The organism is Neorhizobium phenanthreniclasticum, from assembly GCF_040066075.1.
In the GTDB taxonomy this organism is placed as follows: domain Bacteria; phylum Pseudomonadota; class Alphaproteobacteria; order Rhizobiales; family Rhizobiaceae; genus Neorhizobium; species Neorhizobium petrolearium.
Genome location: NZ_JBEAAL010000024.1, coordinates 24,423 through 45,417 on the forward strand (window position 1 = coordinate 24,423; position 20,995 = coordinate 45,417).

Annotated in this window: 15 protein-coding genes; 12 read left to right on the forward strand and 3 right to left on the reverse strand. The window is 61.8% G+C overall.

Going from position 1 to position 20,995, the window contains the following annotated elements; translation table 11 throughout:
* The first annotated feature begins 90 nt into the window (after nucleotides 1-90).
* The 12 genes from ABK249_RS24840 (at nucleotide 91) to trxA (ending at nucleotide 17,745) form a co-directional block, all read left to right on the forward strand.
* A complete protein-coding gene (locus ABK249_RS24840) occupies nucleotides 91-813 on the forward strand; it encodes a response regulator transcription factor (protein WP_152601181.1) in 723 nt (240 codons plus the stop codon).
* Between the two features lie 95 nt (nucleotides 814-908).
* Nucleotides 909-2,672: a sensor histidine kinase gene (locus ABK249_RS24845; protein ID WP_348864359.1), complete on the forward strand. Its 1,764-nt coding sequence runs from the start codon at nucleotides 909-911 to the stop codon at nucleotides 2,670-2,672.
* Nucleotides 2,669-3,133, forward strand: a complete 465-nt coding sequence (locus ABK249_RS24850) for an HPr kinase/phosphorylase (RefSeq protein WP_348864323.1) — start codon at nucleotides 2,669-2,671, stop codon at nucleotides 3,131-3,133. Before ABK249_RS24845 ends, ABK249_RS24850 begins: the two co-directional genes overlap by 4 nt.
* A 124-nt stretch (nucleotides 3,134-3,257) precedes the next feature.
* The gene (locus tag ABK249_RS24855) at nucleotides 3,258-3,659 is read left to right on the forward strand and encodes a PTS sugar transporter subunit IIA (RefSeq protein WP_037153937.1); all 402 of its coding nucleotides are present in this window, start codon (nucleotides 3,258-3,260) and stop codon (nucleotides 3,657-3,659) included.
* A 13-nt stretch (nucleotides 3,660-3,672) separates the two neighbouring features.
* Nucleotides 3,673-3,951, forward strand: a complete 279-nt coding sequence (locus tag ABK249_RS24860; RefSeq protein ID WP_037153939.1) for an HPr family phosphocarrier protein — start codon at nucleotides 3,673-3,675, stop codon at nucleotides 3,949-3,951.
* Between the two features lie 178 nt (nucleotides 3,952-4,129).
* Complete coding sequence (gene ahcY / locus ABK249_RS24865; RefSeq protein WP_348864324.1) at nucleotides 4,130-5,530, forward strand: adenosylhomocysteinase; 1,401 nt, start codon at nucleotides 4,130-4,132, stop codon at nucleotides 5,528-5,530.
* A gap of 228 nt (nucleotides 5,531-5,758) precedes the next feature.
* Nucleotides 5,759-8,341 carry a PAS domain-containing sensor histidine kinase gene (locus tag ABK249_RS24870; RefSeq protein ID WP_052182981.1) on the forward strand — a complete coding sequence of 861 codons (2,583 nt, stop codon included), beginning with the start codon at nucleotides 5,759-5,761 and terminating at the stop codon, nucleotides 8,339-8,341.
* Nucleotides 8,338-9,852, forward strand: coding sequence for a tRNA (adenosine(37)-N6)-threonylcarbamoyltransferase complex ATPase subunit type 1 TsaE (gene tsaE, locus ABK249_RS24875; RefSeq protein WP_348864325.1), 1,515 nt, complete (start codon nucleotides 8,338-8,340; stop codon nucleotides 9,850-9,852). Before ABK249_RS24870 ends, tsaE begins: the two co-directional genes overlap by 4 nt.
* Nucleotides 9,853-9,864: 12 nt before the next feature.
* Complete coding sequence (locus ABK249_RS24880; RefSeq protein ID WP_037153947.1) at nucleotides 9,865-10,611, forward strand: nucleotidyltransferase family protein; 747 nt, start codon at nucleotides 9,865-9,867, stop codon at nucleotides 10,609-10,611.
* Between the two features lie 2 nt (nucleotides 10,612-10,613).
* Nucleotides 10,614-13,817 (forward strand): double-strand break repair protein AddB, encoded by a 3,204-nt coding sequence (addB, locus tag ABK249_RS24885; RefSeq protein ID WP_037153950.1) that lies wholly within the window; start codon nucleotides 10,614-10,616, stop codon nucleotides 13,815-13,817.
* On the forward strand, nucleotides 13,810-17,352 hold the full coding sequence (gene addA, locus ABK249_RS24890) for a double-strand break repair helicase AddA (RefSeq protein WP_348864326.1): 3,543 nt from the start codon (nucleotides 13,810-13,812) through the stop codon (nucleotides 17,350-17,352). Before addB ends, addA begins: the two co-directional genes overlap by 8 nt.
* 72 nt (nucleotides 17,353-17,424) lie before the next feature.
* A complete protein-coding gene (gene trxA, locus ABK249_RS24895) occupies nucleotides 17,425-17,745 on the forward strand; it encodes a thioredoxin (RefSeq protein ID WP_037153955.1) in 321 nt (106 codons plus the stop codon).
* Between the two features lie 78 nt (nucleotides 17,746-17,823).
* Here trxA and ABK249_RS24900 read toward each other — a convergent pair whose 3' ends face one another.
* The 3 genes from ABK249_RS24900 to trpA are packed head-to-tail and all read right to left on the reverse strand — an operon-like array spanning nucleotide 17,824 to nucleotide 20,994.
* Nucleotides 17,824-19,176 carry a bifunctional folylpolyglutamate synthase/dihydrofolate synthase gene (locus tag ABK249_RS24900; protein WP_037153957.1) on the reverse strand — a complete coding sequence of 451 codons (1,353 nt, stop codon included), beginning with the start codon at nucleotides 19,174-19,176 and terminating at the stop codon, nucleotides 17,824-17,826.
* 45 nt (nucleotides 19,177-19,221) lie between these two features.
* Nucleotides 19,222-20,112, reverse strand: coding sequence for an acetyl-CoA carboxylase, carboxyltransferase subunit beta (accD, locus tag ABK249_RS24905; RefSeq protein WP_348864327.1), 891 nt, complete (start codon nucleotides 20,110-20,112; stop codon nucleotides 19,222-19,224).
* Between the two features lie 42 nt (nucleotides 20,113-20,154).
* Nucleotides 20,155-20,994 (reverse strand): tryptophan synthase subunit alpha, encoded by an 840-nt coding sequence (gene trpA / locus ABK249_RS24910; RefSeq protein ID WP_037153963.1) that lies wholly within the window; start codon nucleotides 20,992-20,994, stop codon nucleotides 20,155-20,157.
* Between the last annotated feature and the right edge of the window lies 1 nt (nucleotide 20,995).

Sequence of the window (20,995 nt, forward strand, 5' to 3'; positions counted from 1 at the left end):
ACCTTTATACTCAAGAAGCGCGTCGGCGGATGCCGCCTGGGCTGGGCTGATTCCAGGAGATGCGCATAAATGGTCACGGAGACGGAGAGCATGCAAACAATCGCGCTCGTAGATGACGACCGCAATATCCTGACTTCGGTGTCGATCGCACTGGAAGCGGAAGGATATAAGGTCGAAACCTATACGGACGGCGCCTCCGCGCTTGACGGGCTGATCGCCCGTCCGCCGCAATTGGCAATTTTCGATATCAAGATGCCGCGTATGGACGGAATGGAGCTGTTGCGCCGGCTGCGGCAGAAGTCCGACGTGCCGGTGATCTTCCTCACCTCCAAGGATGAGGAGATCGATGAGCTGTTCGGACTCAAGATGGGCGCGGATGATTTCATCACCAAGCCTTTCTCGCAGCGGCTGCTTGTGGAGCGGGTGAAAGCCATTCTGCGCCGGGCGGGCAATCGGGACGTCCAGGCGGTCGGCGGCGTAAGAACCGCGTCAGACCAGCAGGCGGCACGTACACTGGAACGCGGTCAGCTTCTGATGGATCAGGAACGCCATACCTGCACCTGGAAGGGCGAACCGGTTACCCTGACAGTGACCGAATTCCTGATCCTGCACTCGCTGGCCCAGCGGCCGGGCGTGGTCAAAAGCCGCGACGCCCTGATGGATGCCGCCTATGACGAGCAGGTCTATGTGGACGACCGCACCATCGACAGTCACATCAAGCGGCTGCGCAAGAAGTTCAAGATGGTCGATACCGATTTCGACATGATCGAAACGCTCTACGGCGTTGGTTATCGCTTCCGCGAGGCGGCATAATGCTTGCTAAAGCTTAACTTGAGGCCACGGCCGGATCAGGGATAAACTGATCCGGTGGAAGGACTGCAGTGGCAGATCAGACATTCGACAGCGAGATGGCCGGAATAGAGAAGGTCGAGACACGTCGTGCGCCGCGGCGGTTCTGGTCGCGACCGTTCACGCTCATTCGCCGGGTCTTCGGTCACGCGGTCTTTTCGAGCCTCACGCGCCGCATCCTGTTCTTCAACATTGCGGCGACGGTGGTTCTCGTCGCCGGGATCCTTTACCTCAACCAGTTCCGCGAGGGATTGATCGACGCTCGCGTCGAAAGCCTTCTCACTCAGGGCGAGATCATCGCGGGCGCTATTTCCGCATCCGCCTCGGTCGACACCAATTCGATTACCATCGATCCGCAGAAGCTCCTGGAACTGCAGGCCGGGCAGAGCATCACGCCGGTGCCGAACGACGAGGACCTCGATTTCCCGATCGATCCAGAACGCGTGGCCCCGGTCCTGCGCCGTCTGATCTCGCCCACTCGAACCCGCGCCCGCATCTTCGATGCCGATGCCAATCTGCTTCTCGATTCCCGCCACCTTTATTCGCGCGGCCAGGTCCTGCGTTTCGACCTACCGCCGGTGGAGGATGAATCGCAAACCTGGAGCGACTGGTTCGCAGGGCTCTTCAATCGCCTTCTGCAGCCTGGTAATCTGCCGGTCTACAAGGAAGCGCCGGGTGGCGACGGGTCGATCTATCCGGAGGTCATGAACGCATTGACCGGGGTGCGCGGCGCCCTGGTGCGCGTTACCGAGCGCGGCGAGTTGATCGTTTCTGTCGCGGTGCCGATTCAGCGCTTCCGCGCCGTGCTCGGCGTGCTGCTCTTGTCGACCCAGGCCGGCGACATCGACAAGATCGTGCATGCGGAACGGCTGGCGATCATGCGTGTCTTCGGCGTGGCGACGCTGGTCAACATCCTGCTTTCGCTATTGCTTTCCTCAACGATCGCCAACCCGCTGCGCCGCCTTTCGGCGGCGGCAATCCGCGTGCGGCGCGGCGCCAAGCAGCGTGAGGAAATCCCCGACTTCGCCTACCGCCAGGACGAGATCGGCAATCTTTCCATTGCATTGCGCGACATGACCAACGCCCTCTACGACCGGATCGATGCGATCGAGAGTTTCGCGGCAGATGTCAGCCATGAACTCAAGAATCCGCTGACCTCGCTCAGGAGCGCCGTCGAAACCCTGCCGCTCGCCAAATCGGACGAATCAAAACAGCGGCTAACCGAGATCATCTTTCACGACGTGCGTCGCCTCGACCGACTGATCAGCGATATTTCCGATGCCTCCCGGCTCGATGCAGAGCTTGCCCGCTCCGTTTCCTCACCGGTTGATATGGAGATCCTGCTCGGCAATCTTGTCAATATCTCCCGCCAGATCCGCACCGGCCGCAAACCGGTGGAGATTGATCTCGCTGTCGACAACAGGGGAGGCAACAAGTCGGCCTTCGTCGTCAATGGCCATGACCTTCGCCTTGGCCAGATCATTACCAATCTCATCGAGAATGCCCGTTCCTTTGTTCCGGAGAAGAGCGGCCGCATTTCAATTCGCCTTTCGCGCGGCAGGGACCATGTGACGGTGACTGTGGAAGACAACGGCCCCGGCATCCAGGCGGAAGATATCGACCGCATCTTCGAGCGCTTCTATACCGACCGACCCGATGGTGAGAGTTTTGGCCAGAATTCCGGCCTCGGCCTGTCGATCAGCCGGCAGATCGCCGAGGCTCACGGCGGAACGCTGAAGGCGGAAAATCTGCAAAACCCCAAGACCGGCGCCCTGACGGGAGCCCGGTTCATCCTGTCGCTGCCGGCCGGCGAAACCCAATGAGGCCCCGGCCGGTCAACATACACGCCACTGCCATCGTCATCGGCACCAGGGGCATTCTGCTTACCGGAGCTTCCGGCAGCGGCAAATCCATGCTTGCCTTTGCCTGTATCGCTGCCGCCAAAAGACAGGGCGCTTTTGCGGCCCTGGTGGCCGACGATCAGGTGCTTGTGTCGCGCCATGGGGATTACCTTCTCGCCAGAAGGCCGGAGACGATCGCCGGTTTGATCGAGTTGCGCGGCAGCGGTATCGCTCGTGTCGAAAGCCTTCCAGCAGCAGCGCTGGATGTCGCCGTCAAGGTGGTCGCGCTATCGGAAAGCGACCGGCTTCCACCCGAAAACGAGCGTTTTGCCATCGCCGGCCTGGGCGAACTTCCGCTGGTGCGAATATGGCAGGGAGCGCCTGATCCTCTGGCGATTCTTGCAGCATTCTCGCCCGGACTTCACGGCGAAATGCCATTTTGATCATCCGGAAGCCTGTTTTTGACTTGAACTTCAATTCTACATGGAGAAGATGGCTTCCCACCGCTAGACGGCTTTGTTGCAATGCGATAATGGCCGCGAGTTTCGATAGCAGGGGGCAGTTTTCATGATCGGACTTGTGCTTGTCACCCATGGCAAGCTGGCTGAAGAGTTTCGTCATGCGGTCGAACACGTTGTTGGACCTCAGAAATTCATCGAAACCGTATCGATCGGCCCCGAAGACGACATGGATCAACGCCGGCAAGACATTGTCGATGCGGTTGCCCGAGCCGACGACGGGCACGGCGTCATCATTCTGACCGACATGTTCGGCGGTACACCCTCCAATCTCTCCATTTCGGTCATGGACAGCGGCAAGACCGAGGTCATCGCCGGCATGAACCTGCCAATGCTGATCAAGCTTGCCGGCGTGCGCAGCGACAACAATATGGACAAGGCGCTCGCGGAAGCCTCTGAAGCCGGGCGCAAATACATCAATGTCGCAAGCCGCGTCCTGAGCGGCAAATGAGAACCAACACCGGATGCCATCCACACTCTCCCGCGAATTCCTGATCGTCAACAAGCGCGGTCTTCACGCACGCGCATCGGCCAAATTCGTCCAGATGGTCGAGGGCTTCGACGCCATAATCACCGTCTCCAGGGACGGCACGACGGTCGGCGGCACTTCCATCATGGGTCTGATGATGCTCGCCGCCAGCCCGGGATGCACGATCGAGGTTTCCGCGAGCGGGAAACAGGCGGCGCAAGCGCTGGAGGCGCTGGAACAATTGATCGCCAATAAATTCGGCGAAGAAGCCTGAGCCGGCGATCCTTCGAGGTCGCCGAGACATAAACATATAAAGACTTCTTTATGTCCCCGTTGCCAGCTTGCAGGAAGCCTGCTAAACCGCTGGCCAGCTTCCGCTTGGCCACAGGCGGGTCCTGCCATGTCCGTCGGTCCGCCGCCGGCACAGGCGCTACCGAACACTGGAGAGCTTTATGAGCACTGAGAAGGATTACGTCGTCGCGGATATCAATCTTGCCGCCTACGGCCGCAAGGAACTCGACATTGCGGAAACCGAAATGCCAGGCCTGATGTCCTGCCGCGCCGAATTCGGCGAAACGAAGCCGCTGAAGGGCGCCCGCATCTCGGGTTCGCTCCACATGACCATCCAGACGGCCGTGCTGATCGAAACGCTGAAAGAACTTGGCGCCGAAGTCCGCTGGGCCTCCTGCAATATCTTCTCGACCCAGGATCACGCCGCTGCCGCGATCGCCGCTGCCGGCGTCCCGGTCTTTGCGGTCAAGGGCGAGTCGCTCACCGAATACTGGGAATACACCGACAAGATCTTCCAGTGGGCCGACGGTGGCCTTTCCAACATGATCCTCGATGACGGCGGCGACGCCACCATGTATATCCTGCTCGGCGCCCGTGCCGAAGCCGGCGAGAATGTGCTTTCCAATCCGGGTTCGGAGGAAGAGGAAATCCTCTTCGCGCAGATCAAGAAGCGTCTTCAGGCTTCGCCCGGCTGGTTCACCAAGCAGCGCGATGCCATCAAAGGCGTTACTGAGGAAACAACCACCGGCGTTCACCGTCTCTACGAGCTTTCCAAGAAGGGCCTCCTGCCTTTCCCCGCGATCAACGTCAACGATTCGGTCACCAAGTCGAAGTTCGACAACAAGTACGGCTGCAAGGAATCGCTGGTCGACGGCATCCGCCGCGGCACCGATGTGATGATGGCCGGCAAGGTCGCCGTCGTCTGCGGTTACGGCGATGTCGGCAAGGGTTCGGCCGCTTCGCTCGCCGGAGCCGGCGCCCGCGTCAAGATCACGGAAGTCGATCCGATCTGCGCGCTGCAGGCCGCCATGGATGGCTTTGAAGTCGTCGTGCTCGAAGACGTCATTTCGACCGCCGACATCTTCATCACCACCACCGGCAACAAGGACGTCATCCGCATCGAACACATGCGCGCGATGAAGGATATGGCGATCGTCGGCAATATCGGCCACTTCGACAACGAGATCCAGGTTGCGGCGCTCCGGAACCTGAAGTGGACCAATGTCAAGCCGCAGGTCGACATGGTCGAGTTCCCGAAGGGCAACCGCATCATCCTGCTCTCCGAAGGCCGCCTCCTCAACCTCGGCAACGCAACCGGCCACCCGTCCTTCGTCATGTCCGCTTCCTTCACCAACCAGACGCTGGCGCAGATCGAGCTCTTCACCAAGCAGGGTCAGTACAAGAACGAGGTCTATATCCTGCCGAAGCACCTCGATGAGAAGGTCGCCCGCCTGCATCTCGCCAAGCTCGGCGTGAAGCTGACGGAGCTTTCTGAAGAGCAGGCTGCCTATATCGGTGTCTCGCAGCAGGGTCCGTTCAAGGCAGAACACTACCGGTACTAATCACTAGCCGGTCAATCCACAAGATATAGTGGCCGCAGCCTTGACAAAGGCTGCGGTTTCTTTTTTGGGCGCATCCCTTCCCGCCGATTCCCTAAGCAAGTATTGTTTTAGGACTTGATTCGCGCAGGCCCAGGAGCTTGCCGAGACCTAAAATCGGTCCGGCTCCGGGCAAGGCACGAAGTGGTATGTCTTGTCGATGAGCGGCAATTGGACGGAGACAGACCGGGTATGTCGGTAAAAATAATGAGCCTGTTCAAGCAGGCCGATCCTTCTTGCGACGGAGTGGACGCTCCGGCTTCGCTATCCGCTTCCGGCTCCCGGGATGGCGGCGCGACGGCCGGTGGGCTTCGTCGTCTCGCCCGCTTCGGCAGCGCCTTCCTTTCGGGCACCGCCCTTTCCGGGCTTGCGACCGCGGCGCTTGCGCAGCAATCGGGCAATGAAGCCGTCCGGCTCTTTTCCTCCACCGAAGTCATCGTTTCCTCGGTGGTCGTGGGTGCGCTCGGCGCCGCCCTGCTCTCCGCCGTCTGGCTGGTGCGCCAGCGCGGCAACATGGAAGTAGAGACCCAGGAAATGCGCAGCGCTTTGTCCGATGCGCAGCAGCGCATTTCGAAATACGAAGCCCTCATTGCCGACAAAAATCGGCGCATCGTCATCTGGGAAGGCGGGGCGTCGCGACCGGAACTCCTGGGCCAGCTCCCGCCGGAGACCGGAGCTCCGCAGCAAGACGTTGATTTCCTGGCCTTCGGGCGGTGGCTGCGCGGCCTATCCGCCGGCGAACTGGAAAGATCGATCGAGCTCCTGCGCAACGAGGCCCGCTCCTTCGACATAGTGGTCGAGACGAACCGTGATGAAATCCTCGAAGTGCAGGGCCGCGTCTCGGGCGGCAAGGCCTTCGTCCGCTTCATCGCGCTCAACAATCTGAGGGCGGAACTAGCGGAACTGAAGATCGAGCGCGAGCGGCTGGCAAGTTCGATCGCCCTCTTCCATTCGCTGCTCGATGCAATCGAACAGCCGGTCTGGCACCGGGACGCGCAAGGCAGGCTCACGTGGGTGAACCAGGCCTATGGCGATGCGGTCGAAACGACGGCACCCGCCCAGGCCGTTGATGAAGGACGCGAATTCCTCGGCACGATCGCCCGCGAAAAGATCAGGGCCACGACAACCTCCGCCTCGCCGTTCCACGACCGGATTTCCACGGTCGTGCATGGCAATCGCACGATATTCGATGTCATTGATGTCGTGGCGCCCGGCGGCTCGGCCGGCATGGCGATCGACGTGTCCGAAGCAGAAGCGGTGCGCGAGGAGCTGAAGCGGACTTTGAAAAGCCATGCCGAGACCCTCGATCACCTGGCGACCCCCGTTGCCATCTTCGACGGCGAACGGCGGCTGCAATTCTACAATCAGGCCTTTGTGCAGCTGTGGGGGTTCTCCCTTCCCTTCCTGGATTCGCGGCCGGACAATAGCGAACTGCTCGACAGGCTGCGCAGCGAAGGCAAGCTGCCGGAACAGCTCAACTGGCGGAGCTGGAAAGAGACGGCGCTTTCCGTCTATCGCTCGCCCGATACCCAGACCGATCTCTGGCATTTGCCGAACGGCCAGACGCTCCGCGTTATCGCAACCGCGCATCCGCAAGGAGGCGCCACCTGGGTTTTCGAGAATCTCACTGAACAGGTAGCCCTCGAAACCCGCTACAACACGCTGGTGAAGGTGCAAGGCGAAACGATCGACCACCTTTCCGAGGGGGTCGCAGTCTTTGGACCGGACGGGCGTATGCGACTATCCAACCCGGCTTTCCGGGCGCTTTGGGGCATTACGGCAGACGAAGCAAAGCCCGGCACCCACATCAAGGCGATCGGGGCGGCCTGCGGACCATCCTACGACAAGCCGGATGGCTGGCGGCGCTTCGGCCAGATGCTCACCAATTTCGATGACGAACGGCCATCATTGCAGGGCACGTTCGAGCTTTATTCCGGTCTCATCCTCGATTATGCGGTGACCCCGCTGCCCAATGCGCAGACCATGTTCACCTTCGTCGACATGACGGCCAGCGCGAGGGCGGAACGGGCGCTCAAGGAGAAGAACGAGGCGCTGCAGAAGGCCGACGAGATCAAGAACGATTTCGTTCAACACGTTTCCTACGAGCTTCGCTCGCCGCTCACCAATATCATCGGCTTCACCGATCTTCTGAAAACGCCGGGTGTCGGCTCTCTCAACGAGCGGCAAGCCGAATATATCGACCATATTTCCACCTCCTCCTCCGTGCTCCTGACGATCGTCAACGACATCCTCGATCTTACAACCGTCGATGCCGGCATCATGCAGCTGCACTATTCGGAAATGGCAATCGACGACCTGCTCGATGACGTCGCCATGCAGATCGCCGACCGGCTGCATGAGAACGGCGTGACGCTCGCGATTACCGCACCGGCTGGATTGGGCACGATCATCGCCGACCAGCAGCGGCTGAAGCAGATCCTCATCAAGCTGCTCACCAACGCCACAAATTTCGCGCCGGAAGGGTCCACCATCAAGCTCAACTGCTGGCGGATGCAGAACGACATCTTCTTTTCGGTGACCGACCGGGGCCCGGGCATCCAGAAAGACATGCTGAAAAGCGTATTCGACCGCTTTTCCTCCAATTCCAAAGGCGGCAAGCGCAGCGGCGCGGGCCTCGGTCTCTCGATCGTCGAAAGCTTTGTCCAGCTGCATAACGGTGACGTGACGATCGACAGCAAGCCGGGCCAGGGCACAACTGTCACCTGCCGCATCCCAAGCGGTGCCTTGAAGACGCATTCCGTCGCTGCCGAATGAATGATGGTGCCACGCTCACTTTGACACTTGCAGACGAAGCCGAAACGATCCGTTTCGGCGAGGATCTGGCGCTTGCCTTGAAGAGGGGCGATTGCCTGGCCCTTTCCGGTGATCTCGGCGCTGGCAAATCGACGCTCGCCCGGGCCTTTCTACGGGCGCTCGCCGATGACGATACGCTCGAAGTGCCGAGCCCAACCTTCACGCTGGTGCAGAGTTACGAGCTTCGGATTCCGGTTTCGCATTTCGATCTCTATCGCCTCGGCGACGCCTCTGAACTCGATGAACTTGGTTTCGATGAAGCGCTCTCGGACGGCATCTGTCTGGTGGAATGGCCGGAAATGGCCGATGACCTGCTGCCGGAAACCCGCGTCATGCTGAGGCTGGAACATCAAGGCGACGGCCGGAGGGCGACGATCACCGGTCCGGAACCCCAGGTGAATCGCATCCGCCGGGTGCTGGCCATCCGGGAATTCCTCGATAAGCACGGTTATGCCCGCGCCCGCCGCCGATTCTTGACTGGCGACGCCTCGGTCATGCGCGCTTACGAGACAATCGGAACGGCAACTGGCGAAAAGCTTGTCCTGATGGACTGGCCGAAGCCGCCGGAAGGTCCGCCCGTGCTCGACGGCAAGCCCTATCCCAAGGTGGCCCACCTTGCCACCGACGTCTATCCCTTCGTGGCGATCGCCGGCTATCTTCGCAAGATCGGGCTCGCGGCACCGGAAGTGCTGTATGCGGATTGCGACCAGGGCATCCTGCTGCTTGAAAACCTCGGCGACGAAGGCGTTCTCGACGCCGAAGGCCGGCCGATACCCGAACGATACCGGGAAAGCGTTACCTGTCTCGCCTTCCTGCACGGCCACCGGATGCCGCAGGACCTGCGGATCGACAAGACCCACGTCCACCACATCCCGGATTTCGATCCGACCGCCATGAAGATGGAGGCGAGGCTCCTCCTCGACTGGCATCTCCCCTGGAAGCGCGGCACGCCGGCGACCGATACGGAACGCGAGGACTATCTCGCCATCTGGGACGAATTGATCCGTGAACTCGCCAGTGCGGAGAAGAACCTGCTGCTGCGCGATTTCCACTCGCCGAACATCATCTGGCGCCCCCAGGAATCCGGCGTGCGGCGGGTCGGCATCATCGACTTCCAGGATGCGATGATCGGCCCGACGGCCTACGACCTCGCCTCGATCGTGCAGGACGCGCGCTCGGACGTTCCAAAGCCGCTCGCCGACCGGTTGATGCTCGACTATATGACGCTGCGCCGGTCGCAGGGCTCGTTCGACGAGCCGACCTTCCTGAAAGCCTGGGCGATCATGGCGGCGCAACGCAACTGCAAACTCGCCGGCCTTTGGGTGCGGCTCTTGCAGCGGGATGGCAAGCCGGGCTATCTGAAGCATATGCCGCGGACGCTTCGTTATCTCTCGGCAGCGTTGCAGCATGAAGTGCTCGCTCCTTTGCGCGATTGGTGCCGGCGGGCTGGAATAGAGCTCATCGAATCATAAACACGGTTTGAGATGACCATCAGACAAGCCCCCATCAAGCAGGCGATGGTTCTGGCCGCAGGTCTCGGCACCCGCATGCGCCCGGTCACCGATACGATGCCGAAACCGCTGGTAAGGATCGACGGCAAGCCGATGATCGATTACGCGCTGGACGCCCTCAGAGACGCCGGCGTCGAACGCGCGGTCGTCAACGTTCATCATTTCGCCGACCAGATGGAAGACCATCTGAAATCCTATGACGGTCTCGAAATTCTCATCTCCGACGAGCGCGGCGGGCTCATGAACAATGGCGGAGGCATCGTCAAAGGTCTGAAGCTGCTTGATCGGGAACCCATCTTCGTCATGAATGCCGATCTCTTCTGGATCGGCGAGAAGCCGGGCATGCCGACCAATCTCGAACGCCTGGCCGGATTCTTCGATCCTGACCGTATGGATATGGCTATGCTCTGCGTCCGCATCGAGGACACGACCGGGCACAACGGCGTCAGGGATTTCAGCATGGCCCCTGACGGCAGGCTGACGCGCTATCGCGACGATCCTTCCAATCCGGTCGTCTATGCCGGTGCTTTCGCCATGAAGCCGTCCTTTCTTGACGATGCGCCCACCGAGGCGTTCAACATCAACATCTATTTCGACAAGGCGATCGCGCACGGCAGGCTCTACGGCATGATGCTCGAAGGTCATTGGCTGACGGTCGGGACGCCGGAGGCGATCGGCGAAGCGGAGGATACGATCCGGCGATTCCGGGCGTCGGTGTAACCATGACGGGGCGGCATCAGCCACGCATCTTCACGATCCCCCCCGCGGCGCCGTTTCTGAAGACCGTCGCCGCCTCGCTTTGCGACGGTCGGCTGACGGACGGCTTTCGATATAATCCCTCCGACCCGCTCTCACTCGCCGACGTGACGATCTTCGTGCCGACGCGCCGTTCGGCCCGCGTGCTACGCTCGGAATTCGTCGATCTGCTCGGTGGCCACTCGGCCATCCTGCCGGTCATCCGGCCACTCGGCGAAACGGATGACGACAGCGGCTATTTCGATCTCGTGGCTCCGGAAGAAATGGACCTTGCCCTACCGATCGGCGGCACCGCACGGCTCCTGGAACTCGGCCGGCTGATCCTTGCCTGGCGCAACCAGTTGCCGAAGATCGTTCTCGACGTGCATTCGCAATCGCCGCTCATCGCGCCTGCCAGCCCGGCGGATGCCATCTGGCTCGCCCGGGCGCTTGCCGAACTCATCGATTCCATCGAGACAGAGGAGCGCGACTGGGCCGATCTCAAGACGCTCGACACCGGCCAACATGCGCTCTGGTGGCAGCTCACCGCCGAGTTTCTTTCGATCGCGAGCGCCTTCTGGCCATCGCGGCTGGAAGAGCTCAAACGTTCCTCGCCGGCAAGACACCAGGCGGCAATCCTGCGCGGCGAGGCCCGCCGCATCCTGGAAAAGGACCACATGGGGCCGGTGATCGTTGCCGGCTCGACCGGTTCGGTACCGGCCGCGGCCGACCTGATCGCCGCCATTTCCCGCCTGCCGAACGGTACCGTCGTGCTGCCCGGGCTCGATCTTTCCATGCCGGCGAACCAATGGGCGATGATCGGCGAGGAAGCTCCTGATGGAAAGATTGAACCAGCAAGCCGAAGCCATCCACAGTTCGGCCTGTCACGGCTCCTGAAGAAGCTCGGCATGGTACGGGAGGACGTGGGCATCCTCGGCAACATTCCGGACGATCTCGATTTCCGGACCACGACCATTTCCCAGGCACTCGCGCCCGCCAAGGCCACCGATCACTGGAACATCTGGCGGGAATCCACCGACCAGATTCTCTTGCGGGAAGCCTTTGCGGACGTTTCGCTGATCGAGGCGGCCAACGAACGCGAGGAAGCGGTCGCGATCGCGATCGCTTTGCGCCTCGCGCTGGAACAGCCGGGCCGGGAGGGCGGTGAAAGCCAGGCAGCGTTGATCACGCCCGACCGGGCGCTGGCCCGCCGCGTCACCGCCGAGCTTTCCCGGTTCGGCATCATAGCCGATGATTCTGCGGGCTCTCCGCTTTCCGGCACACAGCAGGGCACATTAATCCAGCTTCTCCTCGAAGCGGCGCTGAGGCCGGGCGACCCAGTTGCGATCGTCGGGCTCATCAAGCATCCGCTCGTCCGGCTCGGCTTTCCGGCCGAGGAATTGCGCTCGGCGATCGAGGCCCTGGAAATGCTGGCGCTACGCGGCGGCACCGGCGACATGGATATCTCGGCACTGGAACCTCTCCTGGAAGAGCAGCTTGCGGAACAACGGAACGACAGGCACCCGCCGCATTGGCGGCTGTCGCTACCGGAAGGCGCGGCGGACAAGGCGCGCGATCTCGCCCGGCGGCTGGCAAAGGCCGTCGAACCGCTCGCCTCGGCCTTCGTGCGCCGCCCGCCCGATGGCCGCGGCCTAACCACCAAGCTTGCACTGGCCGAATGGGCAACGAGAACCGGCCGTGCGCTTGAGGCGATCGCAATCGACGAACGCGAAAATCTGGCCGGCCTCTGGTCCGGTGAAGCCGGCGAAAGACTGGCCGGGCTACTTTCGGAAGTCATCGAGACTGACGGGCAGATGGAGGCCGACGGTCCGCAGTGGATCGACATCGTCATGGCACTGACGACGGGCGAGGCGGTGAAACCCCGTTCTCTCAGTCATCCGCGCGTCTTCATCTTCGGCACGCTGGAAGCACGGCTGCAGAGCGTCGACACGATGATCCTCGGGGGACTGAACGAAGGCTCCTGGCCTGGCCAGACAGTCAACAATCCCTTCCTCTCGCGCACGATGAAAATCGACATCGGCCTCGAACCGCCCGAGCGGCGGATCGGCCAGCTCGCCCATGATTTCCAGATGGCCTGCGGAACCCGGAACCTCATCCTGTCGCGCTCATCGCGGCAGGGCGCGACACCGACCGTCGCCTCGCGCTGGCTGCAAAGGCTGCTGGCGCTCGGCGGCAAGCCGTTCGCCGACGAATTGAAGGCGCGCGGCGACGATTACCGCCACTGGGCCTCCGCGATCGACGCGGGCGAGAACCAGCCCGGCGCCAAGCGCCCCGCCCCGAGGCCGCCAGCCGAACTGCAGCCGAAACGCTACTCCTTCAGCGAAGTTGGGCGGTTGCGCCGCGATCCCTATTCCGTCTATGCCAGACGTATCCTGAAACTCGACCCGCTGGGCCCGTTCAACCGGGACCCCGGCGCTTCGGAACGTGGCACGCTCTATCACGCGATCATCGACCGCTACACGCGCGAAGGCCACAGGCCCGGTTCGCCGGCTGCAAGGGAGGCGATGCTGCGGATCGCCCACGAACTTTTCGATGCCGAACAGTTGCCGCCGCATATCGACCGCGTCTGGCGGCCGCGCTTCCTCGAAGTCTCGCGAGCCTTCCTCGATTGGGAAGCAGAACGCGCGCCGGATATCCGCAGGACGCTGACCGAGGCCGGCGCCGGCTGGGAGCTGGAGCCCGCCGGCATCCGCATCACCGGCATAGCCGACCGGATCGACATCAAGGGCTCGGGCCTCGCCGATCTCGTCGATTACAAGACCGGCCTCAGCCCCTCCGTCTCACAGGCCCGAGCGCTTCTCGATCCGCAACTTGCGCTGGAAGCGGCGGCCCTGAAGGCCGGTGCGTTCAAGGATGTCGGGCCGCTCACGCCCGACCGGCTGCTCTACGTCCGGCTTCGGCCCGGCGATCGGTTCCGCGAGGACAAGGTCAACAATGAGGACTCCTCCGCGAACGCCAGGCGCCAGCCAAAATCGGCGCTCGATCTTGCCCAGGAATCGCTCGAACAGCTCACCCGTTTCGTCATCACGCTGCGGAACGGCGAAGCCGGCTTCGCATCGCGCCTGATCCCCTTCATGCAGGGCGATTTCGGCGGGGAATATGATCATCTTGCGCGCGTGGCGGAATGGTCGACGGCGGACGATGACGGGGAGGCAGAAACGGATGAGTGACCTTCTCCCCGAAGACGACGATCCGATCAAATGGATCGACTGGACGACGGTGCAGCAATCGCTCGCATCCGATCCGGTGAGCTCCGCCTGGGTCTCCGCCAATGCCGGCTCCGGCAAGACGCATGTGCTGACCCAGCGTGTCATCCGGCTGCTGCTCTCCGGCTGCCGCCCTTCCTCAATCCTCTGCCTCACCTATACCAAGGCCGCGGCGTCAGAAATGTCGAACCGTGTCTTCCAGCGGCTTTCCGAATGGACGGTGCTCTCCGACGACGAGCTCGGAAAAAGGATCGCCGGTATTGAGGGCATTGAGCCGGATTCGCTCAAGCTTGCCGAGGCGCGACGGCTGTTCGCCAAGGCGCTGGAGACGCCGGGCGGCCTGAAGATTCAGACAATCCACGCCTTCTGCGAGGCGCTGCTGCATCAGTTTCCGCTGGAAGCCAATGTCGCCGGGCATTTTTCCGTTCTCGACGATCGTGCTGCCTCCGCCCTGCTCGCCGAAGCCCGGCGTTCGCTTCTGACCGCCACATCCGCGGAAGACGATCCGGAACTGGCGGAGGCCTTCGCCCATGTACTCGATCTCGGCGATGAGTTCGGCCTCGAAACCCTGCTGTCCGACATCATCGCCAACCGCACGGCGATCCGCCGCTTCATAGCGCAAGCCGAACGGCAGGGCGGCATCGGCCTCGAACTGAAGCGCGCCTTCGGGCTCGATCCGGCCGATACGGAGGAGAGCATCGCAGCCGGCTACTGGCCGCTGCCCGGCCTTTCCGGCCTGACACTCGACCTCTATCTGGCGCTCGCGGATCAGAAGGGCGGTCAGAAAGTGACCGAGGTCGCCTATGGCCTTCGGATGGCCACCAGGGAGCCGGACGTCTTCAAACGCGTCCAATATCTCGACCAGATCTTTCTGACGCGCGAGGGCAAGCCGAAAGCGGACAGTTCGCTTGTTGCAAAGGCGATGGTGACGACCGCGCCGGAACTTGCAAACGCGATCGACTGCGCCCGCACCCATGTCGTGGCCTGCCGCGACCGGCTGCGAATCGCGCGCATGCTTTCCGCCACCAAGGGGGCGCTGACGCTGGCCGAGCGGCTGAACGGCGATTACGAGGATCTGAAAAAGCAACGCAGCCTGCTCGACTTCGAGGACCTGATCGCTCGCACTGCCGACCTGCTCACCCGTGACGGCGTCGGCGCCTGGGTGCATTACAAGCTCGATCAGGGCATCGACCACATCCTCGTCGACGAGGCACAGGACACAAGTCCTATCCAGTGGACGGTGATCAAGTCGCTCGCGGAAGACTTCTATTCGGGCGCAAGCGCCCGGGAAACACGCCGCACCATTTTTGCCGTCGGCGACGAAAAACAGTCGATCTACTCGTTCCAGGGTGCGCGGCCGGAGCGATTTGCGGAAGAACGCGGCGAAACGGAAAAACGGGTGACGGCGAGCGGACAACCGTTCCATTCGGTTCGACTGCCGCTCTCCTTTCGCTCCACGGCCGATGTGCTTGCCGCCGTCGATCAGGTGTTCTCGCTGGAAGAAAACGCCAAGGGTCTCAGCGCGCTTGGCGAGCCAGTGCAGCACCGGTCCAATCGCATCGGCCATCCCGGCGCGGTGGATCTTTGGGACGTAGTGGTGCCGGAAGTTTCCGAACAGGAGGAAGACTGGACGGCTCCCTTTGATTCGACACCGGACAAGGCGCCATCCGCGATTCTCGCAAGCCGGATCGCCAATCGGATCGGTGAGATGATCGGCAGGGAGACGATCATCGAAAAGGGCGTCGAACGGCCGATCGAGCCCGGCGACATCCTCGTTCTGGTCCGCAAACGCGATGCTTTCGTCAATGCGCTGACCCGGGCGCTGAAGCGCCGTGACAACATTCCGGTCGCCGGTGCCGACCGGTTGCGGCTGACCAGCCATATCGCCGTGCAGGATCTTCTGGCGCTCGGACGCTTCCTGCTTCTGCCGCAGGACGACCTTTCGCTCGCGGCGCTCCTGAAAAGCCCGCTCTTCAATCTCTCGGAAGAAGACGTCTTTGAAGTCGCAGCGCTTCGGTCGGACGGGACTGGCGCGTGGGACCAGATCAACCGGCTCGCCGATGAACAACCGTTGCGTTTTCGCGAAGCGTCAGACGGGCTGCGTCATCTGCTTGCTCTTTCGCAGCAACTCAGCCCGCACGATCTCTTTGCCCGGATTCTCGGCCAATATGGCGGACGTCGGAAATTCCTTGGCCGGCTCGGCACCGAGGCTGGCGATATCCTCGACGAGTTCCTGACCTTCGCGCTTGACCACGAGACCAGTGGCCTGCCCGGCCTGCAAGCCTTCATCTCGACGCTGGAACTCGAATCTCCGGAGGTAAAACGCGAGCAGGACGGCGGCCGCAACGAAGTACGAATCATGACCGTGCATGCTTCCAAGGGGCTGGAAGCACCTGTCGTCTTCCTGGTGGACAGCGGCTCGAAAGCCTTTATCTCCTCGCACGTGCCGAAATTTCGCCTGCTACGGACCGGCAATGGGGAGGTGCCGGCCTGGGTGCCGGGGAAAACAATCAGCAACTCCCTTACGACAGCCGATGACGAGCGGATCAGGACAGCGACGGAGGAGGAATATCGCCGGCTGCTTTATGTGGGTATGACGCGGGCTGCCGACCGGCTGATCGTCTGCGGCTACAGGGGCAGCCGGGAAAATCCGGGCACCTGGCAGTCGATGATCTCCACGGCACTTTCGGCTGACGAGCAGCATTGCAGCCCCGCGCAATTTACCGGCCCGGATGGGGAATGGAGCGGCTTCAAGTGGCGGCTCCCCGCATCCTCCAGCCGCGTCGCCAAGGCGGAGGAAAAGGAAACCACTTCAGGCAAGAAGCAACCTTTGCCGCCAATCCTCTTCCGCCCCGTGCCGGCTCAAAAAATGCTGCCGAGGCCCTTGAGCCCGTCCGGGGCCGGTACAATGATCGATGACGAGGCGGACGACCTTATCGTCACGTCGCCGCTGTTCAGCGAGAGGGAAAAGGCCGGGCTTGCACTGCAGAAAGGAAAACTCGTCCATCGCATGCTGCAGATGCTGACGGATTTCCCTCGGCATGAGCGGGAGTCGGCCGCACGGCGCTATGCGGAGCGAGCCGCCCGCTTCTGGCCGGCGACGGAGCGGGAGAGTCTCGTCGCCTCCGTCATGCCCGTGCTTGCGCATGAAGAACTCGGACCGATCTTTTCCGAACGAAGTCAGTCGGAAGTCTCGATCATGGGAACGCTGACGCTCGAGGGGAAGGATTACGCGATTTCCGGCCGGATCGACCGGCTGGTGGTAACTGAAACCGAAGTCATCATCCTCGACTACAAGACCAACCGTGTGCCGCCGAAAGGGCTGGACGAGGTGCCGCTTGCGCACCGCGCCCAGCTTGCCATCTACCGCGAGATCCTGAAACCGCTTTATCCCGACAAGACCTTTGAATGCATGCTGGTCTATACCGAATCGGCTATGATGATCTCGCTGCCGCCGGACCTTCTGTCGCGCTCGCTTGCGGAACTCAAAACAAAGTGAGATGACGGCCATTGAAAATTTTGAGCGCGCGTCTCACATTTGGTTCAACAGAGAATCGTGAAGGAGAGCCCTATGGCTACCGTGAAAGTCGATAACAGCAATTTCCAGGCCGAAGTCCTTGACTCTGCCGAGCCGGTCATCGTGGATTTCTGGGCCGAATGGTGCGGTCCGTGCAAGATGATCGCCCCGAGCCTTGAGGAAATCGCCACCGAGCTTGCCGGCAAGGTCAAGGTTGCCAAGCTGAATATCGATGAAAATCCTGAGCTGGCTGCCCAGTTTGGCGTGCGGTCGATCCCGACGCTCGCCATGTTCAAGGGTGGCGAAGTCGCCGACATCAAGGTTGGCGCCGCTCCGAAAACCGCCCTTTCGGCCTGGATTTCCAGCGCCGCTTAAGCTGTAAAGTGCAGTGACCTCATGAAAAACCGGCTGTCTCCCTGCAGCCGGTTTTTTTTATTGCCTATCCCTGAGGGATCAGGTCGGCGGCGTGCCGTTATCAGCCAATGCATTGCCGGCGAAATAAAGCGAACCTCCGATCAGAATGCGCGGCGGCGGACTGCCCGGCACCTGGCGGCGGGTGATCTCCTGCAGCGCTTCCACGATCGAGCCGGCCGGCTCGGCGACCAGGCCCGCATCATAGGCCGAATGCGCCAGAACAACCGGATCCAAAGCCGCATCGCTGCCGCGAATCCGTGCCGTGAAGACATGTTCGGCGATGTCGGTAAAGGCGCGGAAGTAACCCACCGGGTCCTTGGTGTTGATCATGCCGGCGATGATATAGAGCGGCCGTGGCTGGCGCTCTTCGAAGGCCACCATGGCCTCGGCGATCACCTCGCCGCCAGAGGGATTGTGGCCGCCGTCGATCCAGATTTCCGATCCTTCAGGCGCATGCCGCAGCAGGTCGCCTTCGGTCAGCTTCTGCAGACGAGCCGGCCATTCGACGGTGGTCATGGCCTTTTCCATGATTGCATCGGTAACGGTGAAGCCCGCCGCCTTGACCGCACGGATCGCCGCCGCCGCATTGGCATATTGATGCCGGCCGGGCAGTTTCGGGAGAGGCAGGTCGGCAAGTCCGAACTCGTCCTGATAGACCAGCCGGCCGAACTCCTCGTGGGCGGTAAAATCCTGACCGTAGACGGAAGCCGGACAGCCGAGCCGTTCAGCGGTCGACACAAGAACGTCGCGCGCCGCCTCGAATTCCTGGTAGCCGACGACGACCGGCCGGCCACGCTTCATGATGCCGGCCTTTTCCGCCGCGATCAATTCAACTCTGTCCCCAAGATAAGCCTGGTGGTCGAGTGCAATCGGCATGATGACCGAGACGGCAGGGTTCGGGACGACATTGGTGGAGTCGAAACGCCCGCCCATGCCGACTTCGAGGATAACGGCATCAGCCGGCTTTTCGGAGAAGAGGAGAAAGCTCACCGCCGTCAGAATCTCGAAGACGGTGATCTGCTGGCCGGCATTCGCCTTTCCGACACGGCGCAGCGCATCGGCGAGATCAGCATCCGACACGAGCTGACCCCGGCCGCCCTTCACGCCGATCCGATAACGCTCGTGCCAGTTGACCAGATGCGGCGACGTATCGACGTGCACCGAATAGCCACCGGCTTCGAGCAGCGCCCGGCAGAAGGCCGTCGCGGACCCCTTGCCGTTCGTGCCGGCGATATGGATGACCGGCGGCAGCTTGAGATGCGGATTACCGAGAACCTCCAAGAGTCGGGTGATCCGGTCCAGCGACATGTCGAAACCCTTCGGATGAAGGGTCATCAAGTGCTCGATTTCCTTTTCGGCTTCGCTCACCGCGGCCTCGTTCATGATAGTCATACCGCCGCTCCGGCCCTTCGATAGTCCCGATCAATTCCCCGGCGATCAGGCGCTGACCGCAACGGGCACCGGAAGCGCATCCTGGACCGGCTGTTTTGTCAGCATCTTCAGAAGCTTGGCAAGCGTTGCCGGGATATCGTGGCGTTTCACCACCATATCGACCATGCCGTGTTCGAGCAGGTATTCCGACGTCTGGAAACCCTCGGGAAGCTTTTCACGAAGTGTCTGCTCGATGACGCGTTTTCCGGCAAAGCCGATCTCTGCGCCAGGTTCAGCGATATGGACATCGCCCAGCATGGCATAGGAGGCGGTGACACCCCCCGTGGTCGGGTTGGTCAGCACGACGATATAAGGCAGACCCGCTTCCTTCAGCATGTCGACGGCAACCGTGGTGCGAGGAAGCTGCATCAGCGACAGGATGCCTTCCTGCATGCGCGCGCCGCCCGAGGCAGGGAAGATGACCAGCGGGCACTTTTCCGCCAAAGCCCGCTCGCAGGCCTTGACGATCGCCTCGCCGGCCGCCATGCCCAGCGAGCCGCCGATGAAATTGAACTCGTGCACGACGGCAACCAGCTTCAGGCCCTGGACCTGGCCGATACCGGCAAGGATCGTGTCTTCCTGCTCGGTCTTCAGACGGCTGTCCTTCAGGCGATCGACATATTTCTTCGAATCGCGGAACTTCAGCGGATCCTGGGCAACCTTCGGCTGCGGCAGCGATTCATAGACGCCGCCGTCGAAAAGATCGGCGAGCCGCGCCTTGGCCGGCATCTTCATGTGGAAGCCGGAGGCTGGAATAACCCATTTGTTTTCTTCCAGGTCCTTGTGAAAGACCATCTCGCCGGTTTCCGGGCACTTGATCCAGAGATTTTCCGGAACCTCGCGACGGCCCAGCATGGAGTTTATGCGCGGCCGGACGTAATTGGTGAGCCAGTTCACTTGGGCGTACTCCTGTTGGAATTCGAACCTAATGTGGGCGGATTATTCGGCAGCAACAAGGCGTGCTGCACGTACGCCGGTCGCAAGACCCCGCACCAGCGTCGCGACGGAGGCGACGGTATCCGGGCCGGCCTTGCCGTCCTTGGTAAGGCTACCGGCGATCTGCGCCACGATCGCCGTACCCACGACAACGCCATCGGCTGCCGCACCGATCGCCTTGGCATGATCGGCCGTCTTGACGCCGAAGCCGACGCAGACCGGCAGATTCGTGTGAGCCTTAATGCGGTTCACGGCACCGGAGATCAGCGACGGATCCGGCAGGGACGAGCCCGTGATGCCGGTCATCGACACGTAATAGACGAAACCGGACGTGTTCTTCAGGACCGTCGGCAAACGCTTGTCGTCGGTGGTCGGCGTCGCAAGGCGGATGAAATTGACACCCTTTTTCAGCGCCGGGATGCAGAGTTCATCATCCATCTCCGGCGGCAGATCGACGACGATCAGGCCATCGATGCCGGCGGCGAGCGCGTCATCGAGGAACCGGTCAACGCCGTAGACGTAGATCGGGTTATAATAGCCCATCATGACGATCGGCGTTTCATTATCGGCCTCGCGAAACTTTCGCGCAAGATCGAGCGTCTTGGCAAGCGTCTGTCCGCCCTTCAGCGCGCGCTGACCGGCCATCTGGATCGCCGGACCATCGGCCATCGGGTCGGAAAAAGGCATGCCGAGCTCAATGATATCGGCGCCGGCGGCAGGCAGCGCCTTCATAATGGCGAGCGAGGTTTCGAAATCCGGGTCGCCGCCCATGAAATAGGTGATCAGGGCGGGGCGGCCTTCAGCCTTGAGGGCCGCGAAACGGTTGTCCATACGAGCGGTCATA